Origin of the sequence: Paludicola sp. MB14-C6, from assembly GCF_030908625.1 — a bacterium.
Lineage (GTDB): Bacteria > Bacillota > Clostridia > Oscillospirales > Ruminococcaceae > Paludihabitans.
On sequence record NZ_CP133133.1, the window covers coordinates 535,106 to 550,464 of the forward strand.

Consider the following 15,359-nt stretch of genomic DNA (forward strand, 5'->3'; position numbering starts at 1 on the left):
ATTCCTCCTTTAATAAGTAAAGTTTATCAATATTTTCTTTAATTTTCTATAGCGTATAATCAATGTTTATATGCATATTTACAGTTATTAACGATAAATAATAAAAAACTATTTATTCTAAGAGTAACACATAGTACTTAGTTATTTTAACCATACATCGCAGGATTTGATAAGATGGAAAAAGGGCTTTGACCTATATCGGTCAAAGCCCTTTTTATCAGTACTATATTTTTATTTTCTACTTAATCTCCGGTTTCATTGTTGGGAACAATAATACATCACGAATTGTATTGTTATTTGTTAATAACATAACCAGACGGTCAATACCAATACCCAAACCACCTGTTGGAGGCATACCATATTCTAATGCATTTAAGAAATCTTCATCCATATCAGATGCTTCATCATCGCCTGCATTTTTCAACTCAACTTGATGAACAAAACGTTCTCTTTGGTCAATTGGATCGTTCAACTCTGAGAAAGCATTCGCATGTTCTCTACCTAAAATAAACAACTCAAAACGCTCTGTATAGCCAGGATCGGTTGGTTTTCTCTTAGCAAGAGGTGAAATTTCAACAGGATGTTCCATAATAAAGGTTGGTTGGATTAAGTGTTCTTCAACATATTCCTCAAAGAACAGATTTAAAATATCACCTTTCATATGGCGATCTTCAAATTCGATATGATGTTCTTGTGCCAATGCTTTCGCTTGTTCTACTGTTTCAATTGTAGAAAAATCAACATTTGCATATTTTTTTACTGCTTCAATCATGGTTAAACGCTCAAATGGTTTTTCTAAATCAATTTCATATTCTCCGTATTGAACAACTTTCGTACCGATAACTTTATCAGCTACATGCTTGATTAGATTTTCTGTTAAATTCATCATGCCTTCATAATCGGTATATGCCTGATATAATTCCAATAAGGTAAATTCAGGGTTATGACGAACAGACATGCCTTCATTTCTAAATACTCTGCCTATTTCATAAACTCGATCAAATCCGCCAACGATTAAGCGTTTTAGATATAATTCAAGTGAAATACGAAGATGCATGTCTAAATCAAGGGTATTATGATGTGTATTGAATGGTCTTGCAGCGGCACCACCAGCAACCGTTTGTAATACCGGAGTTTCAACCTCCAAGAAATTATTATCATCTAAATAGTTTCTAATTTCTTTGATAATCTTACTACGCTTGATAAAGGTATCTTTCACCTCAGGATTTACAATTAAATCAATATAACGTTGACGATAACGCAAATCCATATCCTTTAAGCCATGGAATTTCTCAGGTAAAGGCAATAATGATTTAGATAATAATTTTACTGCGCTTGCTTTTACTGATATTTGTCCTTTTTGTGTTCGGAATACTTCACCACGAATACCAATAATGTCGCCAATATCATACTTCTTAAAATCTACATAAGAATCATCACCAACGTGGTCTTTTCTTACATAGGATTGAATTCTGCCTGTTGTATCTTGAATATCAATAAAGCTAGCTTTACCCATATCACGTTTGCTCATAATACGACCGGCGATAGATACTTCTTTGCCTTCATATTCATCAAAATTATCTGTAATTACTTGCGCAAAAGCAGTTTGATCATATACAGTTACTTCGTATGGATTTAAGTTTCTTTCACATAAATCTTTTAACTTTTCTCTACGAACTTTTAAAAGATCACCTAAATCCTCCACTGCATTATTTTCAACTGTATTATTGTCGTTCATTTGACACGTCCCCTTATTTTGCTTAAAAATCATTATATCAATAATTTCTTAAACTTATTTTAATCATTATTTGCTAATTTCTAAAATTTTAAATTGAATCACGCCTGATGGTGCTTCAACATCAACAATGTCTTCTAATTTTCTTCCAAGTAATGCTCTTCCAACCGGAGATTCATCAGAAATACGTTTATCAAGTGGTGAAGCCTCTGTTGAACCAACTATTTTATAAGTGTCTTTTCTATCGTTCTTCAGATTTAGTACAGTTACCTTTGAACCTACGCTTACTGCATCAGTCGTAATACCGTCTTCATCTAAAACAGATACGTTTTTAAACATTTGCTCAATCTCTGCAATTCTTGCTTCAATCATTGCTTGTTCATTTTTTGCTTCATCGTATTCACTATTTTCTGATAAGTCGCCGAAAGACAGAGCAACTTTTATTTTTTCAGATACTTCTTTACGTTTCACCGTTTTTAATTGTTCCAACTCTTGTTCTAAATTTGCAAGACCTTCGCTTGTTAATAGTATAGGTTTACTAGCCATTCTAAATCCTCCTGTATTAAGTTATTTATCTTGTTGTCAAAAGACAATTATAAATCAATTTTCAACATGTTGCTTATAATAGTATATCACAATCCACAAAAGTGGATTGTGATGGTGTAGCTTATTAGCAATATTCTTATTATATATAAGCTTCTAATTTATGTCAATAGCAAAAATATTATTTTTAATCGTATCCATCATTATTTTGTTGTTATTTTTATAGCAATAAATAGGCTTTAAGCTTCCTAAAGCCTTAATTCCACAATATTGATAAATTGCAGCTTGATAGCTATGCAAAAACATTTGTGGGTTTTCTTTTTCTTCAGAATCAATTTGTATACTATCTAATTTTAACAGATCATGTGGAATTGCCTCCAAATATTCATTTGGCGTTTCCGCTCGAAATGAATGATAAATGTATGAATGTGCATCAAACCCCAATTTCTTTGGAATAATTATGGGAATGGTTTGATTTATCATATTAGATAGTATTATTCCGTCAGGCGAAACAAATAATACATTGTCACTTGCACTTGGAAATATTTTATTAGAAACTAAAATATTAGCACCGCATTCATAATACATGGTATTCTTGTAGTCTTCATATAATTGCATTTTTTTTGTAATAATGCGGACTACTCCGAAAAAACCCACTAGAATGTTAGCGTAGTTTTGATAGTGACAGTTAATATCTATTAGTGTAACGGTTTTATTCTTAATATATTTTTGATTATAACTTAAAATCTCTTGTAAGGCGTTCATTGTTGTGACATGTGAATAATTTATAATATCGAGTTGTTTAATAGCTGTTGTTGAGGGTAAAGTGATTTCGTTTGTAACAATCACACGCTCTTTTGTTGCTCCTAGCAGATTTTCAATTACGTTCCAGCTCACATTTTCAGCTTTTTTAATTCGAACTATACAATATTTCACATCACCACAAGTAACATAATCAAGCTTCATATTTTTCAAATACAGTTTCTTTTGACTATAATGATTAGAAGTAATAATTGTAAACATATTTCACCTTATTCTTTCAGTAAAAACAGTCTACTGAAAAGTAATATTGAATAAGTAGTCTTGGTAGGACTACTTATTCAATATATATGCGATAAAATTAAAATTTATTTTGCTTTTTTAGAATTTAATACTTCTAATGCTTTTTGAAGTTGTGTATCTTGCTCCGGTTTAATTGAAATAAGATTTGTTTCCAATTCAGGTTTTAATTTTACTTCATATTCGGGTTTAATTCCAACGCCATTGATTTTTTGACCAGACGGTGGGAAGAAATGAGCTGTAGTTACGTTAATTGCACTTCCATCGGTTAACTTGATTAAGGATTGCATAACTCCTTTACCATATGTGTTAACTCCAACAATAGATGTTTTATTTATATCTCTTAAAGTAGAAACAAATAATTCTGATGCACTTGCTGTTTTAGAGTTTACAAGAGCAACCATTGGCATACTGATTTGATGTTTATCGGAAGTACCTAGAACTGTCTTTTTACCTGTATTATCAATCTTATATCCTAAGTCACCATTCGGTAATAAGAAATCCAACATTTCAATAACGGAGTTTACTGTTCCGCCACCATTATCTCTTAAATCAAAAATTAAACCAGTCGCGCCACCTTTAATTGCCTTATTTACAGCATCTATAAACTGTGATGGGGTTTTTTCATTAAAATCGGTGATTTTAATAACCGCATTTTTATCTAAGATCTGCATTTCCACATAAGGTATAGTGATGTCTTTACGAATAATATCAATCGGCGTATCCACACCATTTCTACGGTAAACAAGTTTTAACTTTGAACCTGCATCACCTTTAATCAATCGAACAGCATTATCATAGCTTAAAGTTTTCAAATCGGTGTCATTGATAGAAACAATATAGTCTCCTACTTCAAGGTTAGCAATTTTTGCAGGAGATTCAGCCAGTACTTTTTTAATAAGCAAATAGCCACTATCGTCTTTTGCAACTGTTACACCGATGCCGACAGATTTTCCAGATAGATCTTTTAATCTTTCTTCATATTGTTCTTTTGTTAAATAAGTTGAATATTTATCACCGATACCTTTTACGTATCCTGCTGAAATTGAATTCAACAACGCTTCTTCGTCAATTGTACCATCAAAGTTTTGTCGAACTTCTCTGTCCAAATCGGCAATTTTTTTATACATCTCTTCACGATTTTTCACGTTTAAAACCATTGTATTAAAATAGTTTAATGAAACCATCATTGTGATGCAAAATGTAATTCCTGCTAGCACTACCATAAAAGCAATTGCAGCACCTAATGAGATTTTTTTGTTCATAAAAGTCCTCCAATGATACATGGAATTTTTCAAAATGAAATTATTATCAATAGAATTTACTGCATAATATAAACATTCTCATCAGAGAATGTTTATATTATTTGCAGTATGTAGATTTATATTTACGTTAAGGCTTTCTTACATAACCCATAGGATTAACTTGCTTACCATTGACACGAACCTCGAAATGCAAGTGGTTTCCTGTTGAGTTGCCGGTTGTACCAACTCCTGCTATTGCTTGTCCACGACTAACAGTGTCGCCAGCTTTAACATCAATTCTGCTGCAATGCGCATATAACGTTACATATCCGCCACCATGGTCAACGATAACGTTATATCCATATCCGACATTTTGATATTTTACTGAAATAACTTTACCACTTTGTGATGCAACAATTGTTGTTCCGGAAGGAGCACCAATATCTACACCAGTATGGAAATCACGATTGCCAAACATAGTTCTCCAACCAAAAGGTGAAGTAATTCTAGATGATGAAGGAACCGGCCATTTAAATGCACCCTCAGGGGCCGTACCACCACCTGATTGTTCCGCAATAATACGATCAATTTCAGCATATTGCTGATCAATTAGCTTCTGATTTTTCTTTTTCTCAGCATAATATTGATCCCATTTTGCTTTTAATTGTGCTTTACTAGCTTCACTTTGCTTTTTCATTGACTCAAGATTTTCGGATTTCTTATCTAGTTGAGTTTTTGATGCATTAAGCGATTGGTTCTGCTCTTCCATTTTAGCTTTAATCTTTTCTAAATCATTGCGTTGCTTTGATAGTTTATCAATTAAATCTTGGTCACTTTTTGAAATTCGCTTTAACAATTCTGCTCTTGTTAAGAAATCAGAAAAGCTCTTCGCCTCCAAAATAGTAGTTAAAGCTGAATTTGAACCTGCTATGTACATTGCACGAACTCTTTGTGCAAATAAATCCTGACTTTCACTAATTTCTTTTTCTTTTACGGAAATTTCGCCTTTCTTTAACCCAATATCATGTTGCATTAACTCAATTTTTTGTTTAAACAAATCAATTTGCTTTTCTGTATTTTCTATGTTTTTCTCATATATCTCTTGCTTTTCTTCTTCATCTTTAATTTGGCCTGAGATATTATTTAAATTATTACTTAAATTTTTATTGGATTTTTCTAAATCAGATATTTTTTTTTCTAATTCAGAAATTGATCTTGCATCCACCGTTGTATTAACATTTATGAAACCAAAGGCAGTAAAAGACACAATCACCATAGTCATAACTATGGAAACCATCCTAATACCTTTTTTAGTATTTGTTTTAAATAGTTTTGAAAACCTATTCATTACAAAGCCCCCTTATACACGTGCATGATTACGGATACTAATCACACTTCCTACTGTACCTAGCAATGTTCCGGTAACAGTAAAAAATCCACCAACTGTCAACGCTAGATCTTTGAATGGTATTATACTTTCTAACGCAGATTTAACCCAAATTGAAGCATCTTCTACTACAAATGCGGTCAAATAATGATATCCACCCCAAATTACAATAAAAGCAATAAATGCTGATATTAAACCGAGCATAAAGCCTTCTACTATAAACGGAATACGAATAAAAGTATTTGTTGCACCGACATATTTCATAATGTTAATTTCTTTTCTTCTTGTAAAAATTGTTGCCCGAATTGTATTAGCAATTATGACAAGAGAAATAATGCCTAATGCTATAATCAAAATGCTGCCAAAAGTATTAACTGTTCTTTGCACATATGTTAAAGTATGAGCCACCTCGTTTGAAGCTTGTACAATATCTACTCCTGCGATAGTTTTCAATTCTTTTACAGTTTGCTCTGTTAGAGATAAGTCTTTTACTTTTAACTCGAACATATCCGGAATGGTATTTCTATTTTCTAACCCGTCTAACAAATATCCTTCATTGCCAAGCATTTTCTTTGTATTTTCAAGGCCTTGTGCTTTTGATACATAGGTTAGCTTACTGATATTTGCATTTTTTTGAATTGCAGATTTTACATTATCAATGGTAGCTTGATCAGCATCTTGTTTTAGAAAAACAACCATTTCTGTTTGATTTTGTATGTATCCAACCATGCTATCTACATTCACTTTAATTAAATATGCAGCACCAACGATAATTAAACAGGTGGCCAACACACCAACTGAGGTAAACGCCATAACACGATTGCGCCATAAACTTCTTATACCTTCTTTAAGAAGATATTTAAAACTTGAACCTTTCATTTATAATCTCCCCTCATTTGGCTGTATCATATCATCAAATACAACGAGACCGCTGTCTATGGTAACAGTTCTACCACCAAAATGACGCACCATGTCTTGCTCATGAGTAACCATTAAAATGGTTGTACCACATTGATTAATTCCTTGCAGCAACTCAACAATTTCATAGGATAACTCAGGATCGATATTTCCTGTAGGCTCATCGGCAATAATAATGGGAGGATCGTTTACAAGTGCACGAGCTAAAGCAACACGTTGTTGCTCTCCTCCTGATATTTCATTAGGGAACCTTTTTGCTTTTTGCTCTAGTCCCATTAAGTTTAAGATATATGGTACCCTGTTTCGAATAAATTTAGTGGATGCATCCGTAACACGTAAGCTGAATGCAACATTATCGTAAACAGTCATATTCGGAATAAGTCTAAAATCTTGGAATACTACCCCAAGCTTTCTTCGATATTGCGGAATTTGGCGTTGCTTTAATCTACCGATATTTTCACCATTTACTCTTACGATACCGCTTGATGCTACTTTTTCTCTTAGTAAAAGCTTAATAATTGAGCTTTTTCCAGCACCAGAAGCCCCAACAATAAAAACAAATTCTCCGCTATCAACGTTAAGCGTAATGTCTTTTAGAGCTGTTGTTTTGTTGTCATATTTTAATGATACGTTTGATAACTCTATCATTTCAACCGCTCCTTACTTTTCTCTCTCTTTTTTAGAACTTTGTAGGATTTGCCGTTAAATATTTTTTAACCATCAATGCAATTTTAAATACGATTGCATGATCAAATTCTCTTAGATCTAAACCTGTAAGTTTTTTAATTTTTTCTAAACGATATACTAATGTGTTTCTATGAACAAACAATTTTCTTGATGTTTCAGAAACGTTTAAGTTATTTTCAAAGAACTTATGAATAGTAAACAATGTTTCTTGGTCTAATGACTCAATAGAACCTTGTTTAAAAATTTCTCTTAAGAAAGTTTCACAAAGGGTTGTTGGCAATTGATAAATCAAACGAGCAATACCTAAGTTATCGTAACAAACGATATTTTCCTCTGTATCAAATACTTTACCAACTTCTAATGCGATTTGTGCTTCTTTAAAAGAACGAGCAAGATCTTTGATTCCTATTACAGTTGTACCAATACCAACAGCAGCTTTCGTATAGAATTCGCTACTCAAAGTGTCAACAATAGAACCTGCAAGTTTAGATAAATCTCTTGCATCAATACCTGCTTTTGTTTCTTTTATTAAAACAATATCATTCTCATTAATATTAAACACGTAATCTTTTTGTTTATCTGGGAATAAATTTTGAATTACATCATAAGCACTAACTTCATTTGTGGAAATAATACGTATTAACAACGCAACACGATTCACGTCAGAATTGAAGTGAAGCTCACGTGCTTTTACATAAATATCTCCCGGTAAAATGTTGTCTAATACAATATTTTTTACGAAGTTATTCTTATCATATTTTTCATCATAGTATTGCTTAATGCTTGTTAAAGAAATTGCAATAAGTTGAGCAAATTTTGCAGCTGTGTCATCTGTACCTTCTACAAATACTGCATACTCAGGTTTTAGATGAGCACCGAATGGTTTATAACTATAACCATCTCTTGTGAAAACTTCATGTGAATCAGACATTTCGAATGCTACAAACTCATTTGTTGTTCCTATTTTTGATAATTCACTACAAGCAACAATGGTTGCAGTATCATCGATAACACCGATAACACGATTAACTGTATCGCGCATTTGATGAACTACACCTTGGAATAACCTGTTAGACATAATGAATACCCCTTTTACCGTTATATTTTGAACTAAATTAAATTTCACTTATATCTATTTTACCTAATTTTTCGTAATATTGCAAGGTGAAAGCACAAATATTTTACTTTTATATTGGTTAATGTGCCGACAAAATGAACATTCGATACAACTTGTAACCAATTGTAACACATTTGTAACTATTATTTGTGAACAAACCATGAAGGATGGGTTAAATCAGCAATTAACTTTGTTTTAATTATTCTTTATGCTATAATAATCCGTAGGGATTATTATATATTTACGTGGCGATGCGAACATTGTGCTGCGCAAAAACGCATATCGCTTATTATATCAATACTTTGTTTATGATATAATAATATAAAACTGGTTATATCAATAAAAATATAGGTTAGCACCTATTCATTCGCAATACAATGTAGGGAGTGACCTGCGGTCACTCCGCGGAACGGTTACAGACCGTTCCCTACAAAAGTTAATTGTTATTAAATTAGCATAACAGACAAAATAAACCTCAGGAGGTAATTATGGAGTTAATATCATGGAACGTAAATGGACTAAGGGCTTGCTTAACAAAAGGCTTTTTAGACTTTTGTTATACAATGAATGCAGATATATTTTGTATTCAAGAAACAAAATTACAGGAAGGACAAGTGGAATTAGAACTGGATGGTTATGAGCAATATTGGAATAGTGCTATTAAAAAAGGATATTCAGGCACTGCTGTTTTTACAAAGGCAAAACCAATATCAGTGTCTTATGATATCGGCAGAGAGGAGCATAGTGGCGAAGGCAGAGTAATTACACTTGAATATGATTCCTTTTATCTTGTAAATGTTTATACGCCGAATGCACAACGTGGGTTAGCTCGACTTGACTATCGTATGCAATGGGAAGATGCATTTCGGGAATACCTGTTGAAACTAAACCAAACAAAACCTGTAATTATGTGCGGTGATTTGAATGTTGCTCATAATGAAATTGACTTAAAAAATCCGAAGTCAAATCGTCAGAATGCAGGTTTCTCTGATGAAGAACGTGGTAAAATGACTGAACTATTAGATTCAGGCTTTGTCGACAGTTTCCGTTATTTATATCCTGATGTAACGGGTGCTTATTCTTGGTGGTCTTATATGTATAATGCAAGAGCAAACAATGCAGGATGGAGAATAGACTATTTCGTTGTAAGCGAGCAACTAAAGGATAAAATCAAAGAAGCAAGTATTCATAGCAATATTATGGGTAGTGACCATTGCCCTGTTTCGCTTGAAATTGCTTTATAGAGAGGATGAATATTATGAAATCTACAAATGATGGCGTTATTTTAAATAATGGTGTGAAGATGCCGTGTATTGGGTTTGGAACATATAAAACTTCCGATGGTGATGTATGTATATCTGCTGTGAAAGAAGCGATTCAATGTGGTTATCGCCATATTGATTCTGCTGCTGTTTATGGTAACGAAGTGGGTGTTGGGCAAGCAATAAAAGAGTGTGGCGTTCCAAGGAATGAATTATTTATTACAAGTAAAGTATGGAATGATGTACGAGGGTATAAAAACACCTTGAGCGCATTTGAAGACACGATGAATAAACTTGACTTGGATTATCTTGATTTATATCTTATCCATTGGCCTATACCAAGGGCATATCGTGAGACTTGGGAAAAGGAAAATCAAGAAACTTGGAGAGCAATTGAAGATTTATATAATCAAGGAAAAATTAAAGCAATTGGTGTTAGTAACTTTAAGCCACACCATATTGAATCGCTATTAAAAACGGCTACCATTAAGCCTATGGTTAACCAAATAGAACTTCATCCCGGTGAGTTACAAGAAGATAAAGTGGCTTATTGCAAAGAAAATGGGATTGTTTTAGAAGCATATACTCCATTAGGACGTGGCAAACTTGCAGAGATCAAACAAATGCAAGACTTAGAAAAGAAATATAATAAATCTTTTGCACAGCTTTGTATTCGTTGGTCATTACAACATGGATTTGTTCCATTACCAAAATCCGTTACACCAAGCAGAATCATTGAAAATACTAAGGTATTTGATTTTGAAATTAGCAACGAAGATATGAAGATTATTGATGCAATCACTTACGATGGTTGCAAAGGCAAAGATACTGATTTAATTGAATTTTAGAATAAACAATAGCCATTTGAATATTTTCAAATGGCTATTGTTGTATTGGTTGTGTAAATATGGTATAGTGATAAGATATTCGGCATTAGAGGAGTGACAATATGAAATATTTTGAGAGTCCTACCTATGGCAAAATTACAACCAAACTGTATGGAAATGATTTGAAACAATTGGGTATGGCAACAATGAATCAACTACAAATCTTATGCGATACTCTTTTGCAGAATGACTGTAAAAGATTTTTAGATTTAGGCTGTAGTTGTGGTCAAATTACTAAATGGTTATCTGAACAGTTATCCAGTGAAGCAATCGGTGTAGATATTGATACTGATGCACTTTCATATGCAAACAAAACTAATGATAAAGCTTCTATTCAATATAAACACATCAATTTTAACGAATTGAATTTCCCACCCCGTTCTTTTGATGCAATCATTTCAATAGATACTTTATATTTCTGCAATTCAATAATTGACATTGAAAACATACTAACCAATTGCTTGCAACTCTTGAGCAAGAATGGAATACTTGCAGTGTATTGGGAGAACTGTCCATTACAACTATTTCAAAACCAAACTAATCATCCATTTGATACGCCTATTGGACAATGGGCGCTAAAACATAACATTGACTTCACTCCGATTGATTTTTCTAAAAATGTTCTCCCGTTTTGGGATACATGGGAACTATTCGAAAAGAACAAAGAAAAGTTAATTGAAGAAATAGGTGTAGAATTTTATGATGAAATGAAGCATGAATGGACTTTGGTAAACAAATTTCATAAAGAAAATCCCAATGCAATTGGTAAATGGTTATATATTATAAAAGCTAACTAAATAGCGGGGTTATACTGAAAATATATTTTAATTTCATTATAAATATTGTGTAAATATGGTATAGTGATATAAAAATTAGATATGAGGATGTGATAAATTGGAATTACCAAAGCGAAAACGAATACGATTACAAGGTTTTGACTATAGTAAAAACGGTATTTATTTTATTACAATTTGCACAAACAATCGTCTTAACCTGTTTTGTACAATAACTGATGACATTTTACATTTAACACAATGTGGATTCATTATAGAAAAACACATTGGTTGTCTAAATAAAATCAATCAAGGTATATCTGTTTTAAATACGATATTATGCCCAATCACATACATATGTTGATAAAGATTAGTAGGGAGCGCATTTTACGATCATATCGTTCGTAATGAAAATGAATATTACAATATATTTCAATACATTAAAACCAACGCAATACATTGGAAAGAAGACGAATTCTATGTAGCAAACTAAATACATCTAATATAGAATTGAACAAATCTAGAAAAACGGATTTATCAATTAAATCAGAAGGGCTAAATAATATTAAATAAATTTACAACAAAAGTAACCCCGCATTGAACTATAATTTCAATGTGGGGTTACTTTTATATAGGTATAACAAGAAATTAACATACGACTTATAATACTTTTTTCTAGTATATCTATATTATAGCATAAAAACGCTATTTCTTCAAGACTTGTATTCACCAGTATATTCCAATATAATTAGAACACATCAAAACATGAAAGGTGACGTAAATTATGGGATATTCAATTTTCGAGGGAACAATAACTGACATGACATGGGTAGAAATTGAGGAGCTAGCAAACGAGAGTACTATTGTTCTATTTCCTATGGGTGTTATAGAAGAACATGGGCCGCATCTATGCTTAGGTACTGATATTTATTTAAGTTACACTGGATGCAAACAGCTCAAATCGAAACTTGAAGCTTTGGGTAAAAAAGTCTTAGTTGTTCCTCCCTATTACTGGGGAATTAACAATGTAACAGGTGCGTTTCCTGGTTCATTCACAGTGAGAAAAGAAACCATGAAAAATATAATATATGACACTTTATCCTGTCTAAAACGTTGGAGCTTTAAAAACGTTTATTGCTTCTATGGGCATGGTGATATTGATCACATTAACGCGATTTTAGAAGCAATTATTGATATTCGTAAAGACACAGAATTAGACGTTAAAATGGTTGTAGAAGGGTTTAGTTTACAACGATTTGGATTAACTGGAAATGAAGATTATATTTTACCTGTAACTCCGCCTATGCCGGATGAAATTAATGCAACACCAGAAAGACTTGACATCCATGCCGGTGCAATGGAAACGTCGTATATGTATTATCATTTTCCCGAATGTGTTAACGCAGAAATTGCCAAAGGATTACCATCTACAGACTTAACATTCGATGAACTACAGATATGGAGCAAAGGTTGGGATGAAACAAGAAAATTAGTTCCATTAGGATACGCTGGTAGCCCTGCAAATTTTGAAAGCGTTAATGACAATAAATCCTTTGATGACTTTATATCTGATTTTACTGCTAAATGTATTATAGAATCAATTGTATCGGAGGTTTCAGCTAGTTGAAAAACTTAGAACGCAAGAAAGCAATGAATATCAGAAGAATTTTACTTGCGAAAATTGTTTTTTCTAAAATGACATATAGCAACATATAAATATTTTCTCAAATGTTATTCGCGTGGAACAATTGCTGGTCGCATAACGATTTTACAAGAAACTATCTAGGGGAGCGAATCAAAAATAATATAGTACAAGCTTCACCTTTATCAATTTTGTACAGACATAGGCGCGGTGTCATATAAAAAACAATTTTGAGAAACAAAGCATTTTTTATCCATACTTTTTGGGGCGATTGCCAAAAAGCATGGTCAGGTTTGGGCGGATAGCCCAGTATTCATAATACCAAGGAACAAACTAAAATCATGCAAATATAATATTAAAATTCACTTTATCGACAGTCTAAAACCTCCGATACGAAATTGTATCGGAGGTTTTAGCTTATAATAAATTATTATTTTGCGATTAAAGATTTGCCGTCCATTTCAGCTGGTTGAGGTAAATCTAATAATTCTAACATTGTTGGAGCGATATCAGCAAGTTTACCACCTTCACGAAGGTTAACGTCTTTACCACATACAACGAAAGGTACTTTATTTGTTGTGTGAGCTGTAAATGGAGAACCATCTGGCTCATACATTTGGTCTGCATTACCGTGGTCAGCAGTAATCAATGCGATACCACCTTTTGCAAGAACAGCATCAACTGTTTTGCCTACGCAAGTATCAACTGCTTCAACAGCTGCTTTTGCTGCATCAAAGATACCGGTATGACCAACCATGTCACAGTTTGCATAGTTTAAAATAATAACATCGTATTTATCAGACTCAATGCGTTTTACAACTTCATCACACACTTCATAAGCGCTCATTTCAGGTTGTAAATCGTAAGTTGCAACTTTTGGTGAGTTGATTAACGCTCTGTCTTCGCCTTCAAATGTAGCTTCTACACCACCGTTAAAGAAGAAAGTAACGTGAGCATATTTCTCTGTTTCAGCAATACGAAGTTGCGTTTTACCATTTTTGCTTAGGTATTCACCTAATGTATTTGTTAGAGATTGTGGTTTAAATGCAACTGTTACGTTTGGCATGGTTGCATCGTATTGTGTCATGCATACAAAAGTTAATGGGAAGAAACCATTTTTTCTTTCAAAACCATTGAAAGCTTCATCAACGAAAGTACGAGCAATTTCTCTTGCACGGTCTGGTCTAAAGTTAAAGAAAATAATGCTATCGTTTGCTTTTACAGTAGCTCCGCCATTGATAACTGTTGGAAGTATAAATTCGTCCGTAATTTCGTTGCCATAAGAAGCTTGCATTGCTGCAGCTGCATCATCACTTGTGTTTCCTTCGCCATATACCATTGCAGCATATGCTTTTTCAACACGTTCCCAACGATTATCACGATCCATAGCATAGTATCGACCCATAACAGTAGCGATAGTACCTACGCCGATTTCATTAATTTTATCTTGCAATTGCTCTACAAAGCTTTTACCAGAAGAAGGAGGAACGTCACGTCCGTCCATAAAACCATGAACGTAAACTTTTGTTAATCCTTTTCTTTTAGCCATTTCTAATAAGCCGTATAGATGTTCGTTGTGGCTATGTACACCACCATCAGATAATAAGCCCATTAAATGTAAAGCAGTATCATTCTTTAAGCAAGTATCCATTGCTGCAGATAACGCTTCATTGGAGAAGAAATCTCCGTCTTTAATGGATTTTGTGATACGAGTTAACTCTTGATATACAACTCTACCAGCACCAATGTTAGTATGTCCTACTTCTGAGTTACCCATTTGACCATCTGGAAGACCTACATCTAATCCGGATGCTCCTATTTCAGTAACGACACCCTCTGCAAAAATTTTATCTAGGTTCGGTTTTTTTGCAGCACGAATGGCATTACCATATTCGCTTTTATTGTTTCCGTATCCGTCTAATATAATTAACGCTAACGGTTTATTCATAGTATTTATCTCCTTAATACAAACAATGTATGTAATACCAATTTCATTAAAAATTACATTAAAAATTTTTATAAAAACGCATAAATCAAAGCTTTTATAAAAACAATTATGGTTTATTTTAATTGAAATTGGTATAAGATGGCCAAAGCCACCTTGA

General features: G+C 33.0%; 14 protein-coding genes. 5 read left to right on the forward strand and 9 right to left on the reverse strand.

What is annotated here, in order from left to right; all coding sequences use genetic code 11:
- Positions 1-238 precede the first annotated feature (238 nt).
- The 8 genes from lysS to RBG61_RS02535 form a co-directional block, all read right to left on the reverse strand.
- Complete coding sequence (gene lysS, locus RBG61_RS02500; protein WP_307945422.1) at positions 239-1,738, reverse strand: lysine--tRNA ligase; 1,500 nt, start codon at positions 1,736-1,738, stop codon at positions 239-241.
- A gap of 66 nt (positions 1,739-1,804) precedes the next feature.
- On the reverse strand, positions 1,805-2,281 hold the full coding sequence (greA, locus tag RBG61_RS02505; RefSeq protein ID WP_307945423.1) for a transcription elongation factor GreA: 477 nt from the start codon (positions 2,279-2,281) through the stop codon (positions 1,805-1,807).
- Positions 2,282-2,434: 153 nt separating this feature from the next.
- On the reverse strand, positions 2,435-3,301 hold the full coding sequence (locus tag RBG61_RS02510; protein WP_307945425.1) for a hypothetical protein: 867 nt from the start codon (positions 3,299-3,301) through the stop codon (positions 2,435-2,437).
- 104 nt (positions 3,302-3,405) lie between these two features.
- The gene (locus RBG61_RS02515; RefSeq protein WP_307945428.1) at positions 3,406-4,602 is read right to left on the reverse strand and encodes a S41 family peptidase; all 1,197 of its coding nucleotides are present in this window, start codon (positions 4,600-4,602) and stop codon (positions 3,406-3,408) included.
- A gap of 127 nt (positions 4,603-4,729) precedes the next feature.
- A complete protein-coding gene (locus RBG61_RS02520) occupies positions 4,730-5,929 on the reverse strand; it encodes a murein hydrolase activator EnvC family protein (protein WP_307945430.1) in 1,200 nt (399 codons plus the stop codon).
- Positions 5,930-5,941: 12 nt separating this feature from the next.
- Positions 5,942-6,847: a permease-like cell division protein FtsX gene (gene ftsX / locus RBG61_RS02525; RefSeq protein ID WP_307945432.1), complete on the reverse strand. Its 906-nt coding sequence runs from the start codon at positions 6,845-6,847 to the stop codon at positions 5,942-5,944.
- A complete protein-coding gene (gene ftsE / locus RBG61_RS02530) occupies positions 6,848-7,534 on the reverse strand; it encodes a cell division ATP-binding protein FtsE (protein ID WP_307945435.1) in 687 nt (228 codons plus the stop codon).
- Positions 7,535-7,565: 31 nt separating this feature from the next.
- Positions 7,566-8,651 carry a PucR family transcriptional regulator gene (locus RBG61_RS02535; protein ID WP_307945437.1) on the reverse strand — a complete coding sequence of 362 codons (1,086 nt, stop codon included), beginning with the start codon at positions 8,649-8,651 and terminating at the stop codon, positions 7,566-7,568.
- Positions 8,652-9,178: 527 nt separating this feature from the next.
- On the opposite strand from RBG61_RS02535, the gene RBG61_RS02540 reads away from it, so the two are divergent.
- The 5 genes from RBG61_RS02540 to RBG61_RS02560 all read left to right on the forward strand — a co-directional run bounded on the left by RBG61_RS02540 (position 9,179) and on the right by RBG61_RS02560 (position 13,239).
- A complete protein-coding gene (locus RBG61_RS02540; protein WP_307945439.1) occupies positions 9,179-9,934 on the forward strand; it encodes an exodeoxyribonuclease III in 756 nt (251 codons plus the stop codon).
- Between the two features lie 14 nt (positions 9,935-9,948).
- Entirely contained in the window at positions 9,949-10,800 is an 852-nt protein-coding gene (locus RBG61_RS02545) for an aldo/keto reductase (protein ID WP_307945440.1), read from the forward strand.
- A gap of 101 nt (positions 10,801-10,901) precedes the next feature.
- Positions 10,902-11,636, forward strand: a complete 735-nt coding sequence (locus tag RBG61_RS02550; RefSeq protein WP_307945441.1) for a class I SAM-dependent methyltransferase — start codon at positions 10,902-10,904, stop codon at positions 11,634-11,636.
- Positions 11,637-11,733: 97 nt separating this feature from the next.
- Positions 11,734-11,976, forward strand: a complete 243-nt coding sequence (locus RBG61_RS02555) for a hypothetical protein (RefSeq protein ID WP_307945443.1) — start codon at positions 11,734-11,736, stop codon at positions 11,974-11,976.
- 420 nt (positions 11,977-12,396) lie between these two features.
- A complete protein-coding gene (locus RBG61_RS02560) occupies positions 12,397-13,239 on the forward strand; it encodes a creatininase family protein (RefSeq protein WP_307945445.1) in 843 nt (280 codons plus the stop codon).
- Positions 13,240-13,684: 445 nt separating this feature from the next.
- Here the strand turns inward: RBG61_RS02560 and gpmI are convergent, their stop codons facing one another.
- On the reverse strand, positions 13,685-15,202 hold the full coding sequence (gpmI, locus tag RBG61_RS02565; RefSeq protein WP_307945447.1) for a 2,3-bisphosphoglycerate-independent phosphoglycerate mutase: 1,518 nt from the start codon (positions 15,200-15,202) through the stop codon (positions 13,685-13,687).
- Between the last annotated feature and the right edge of the window lie 157 nt (positions 15,203-15,359).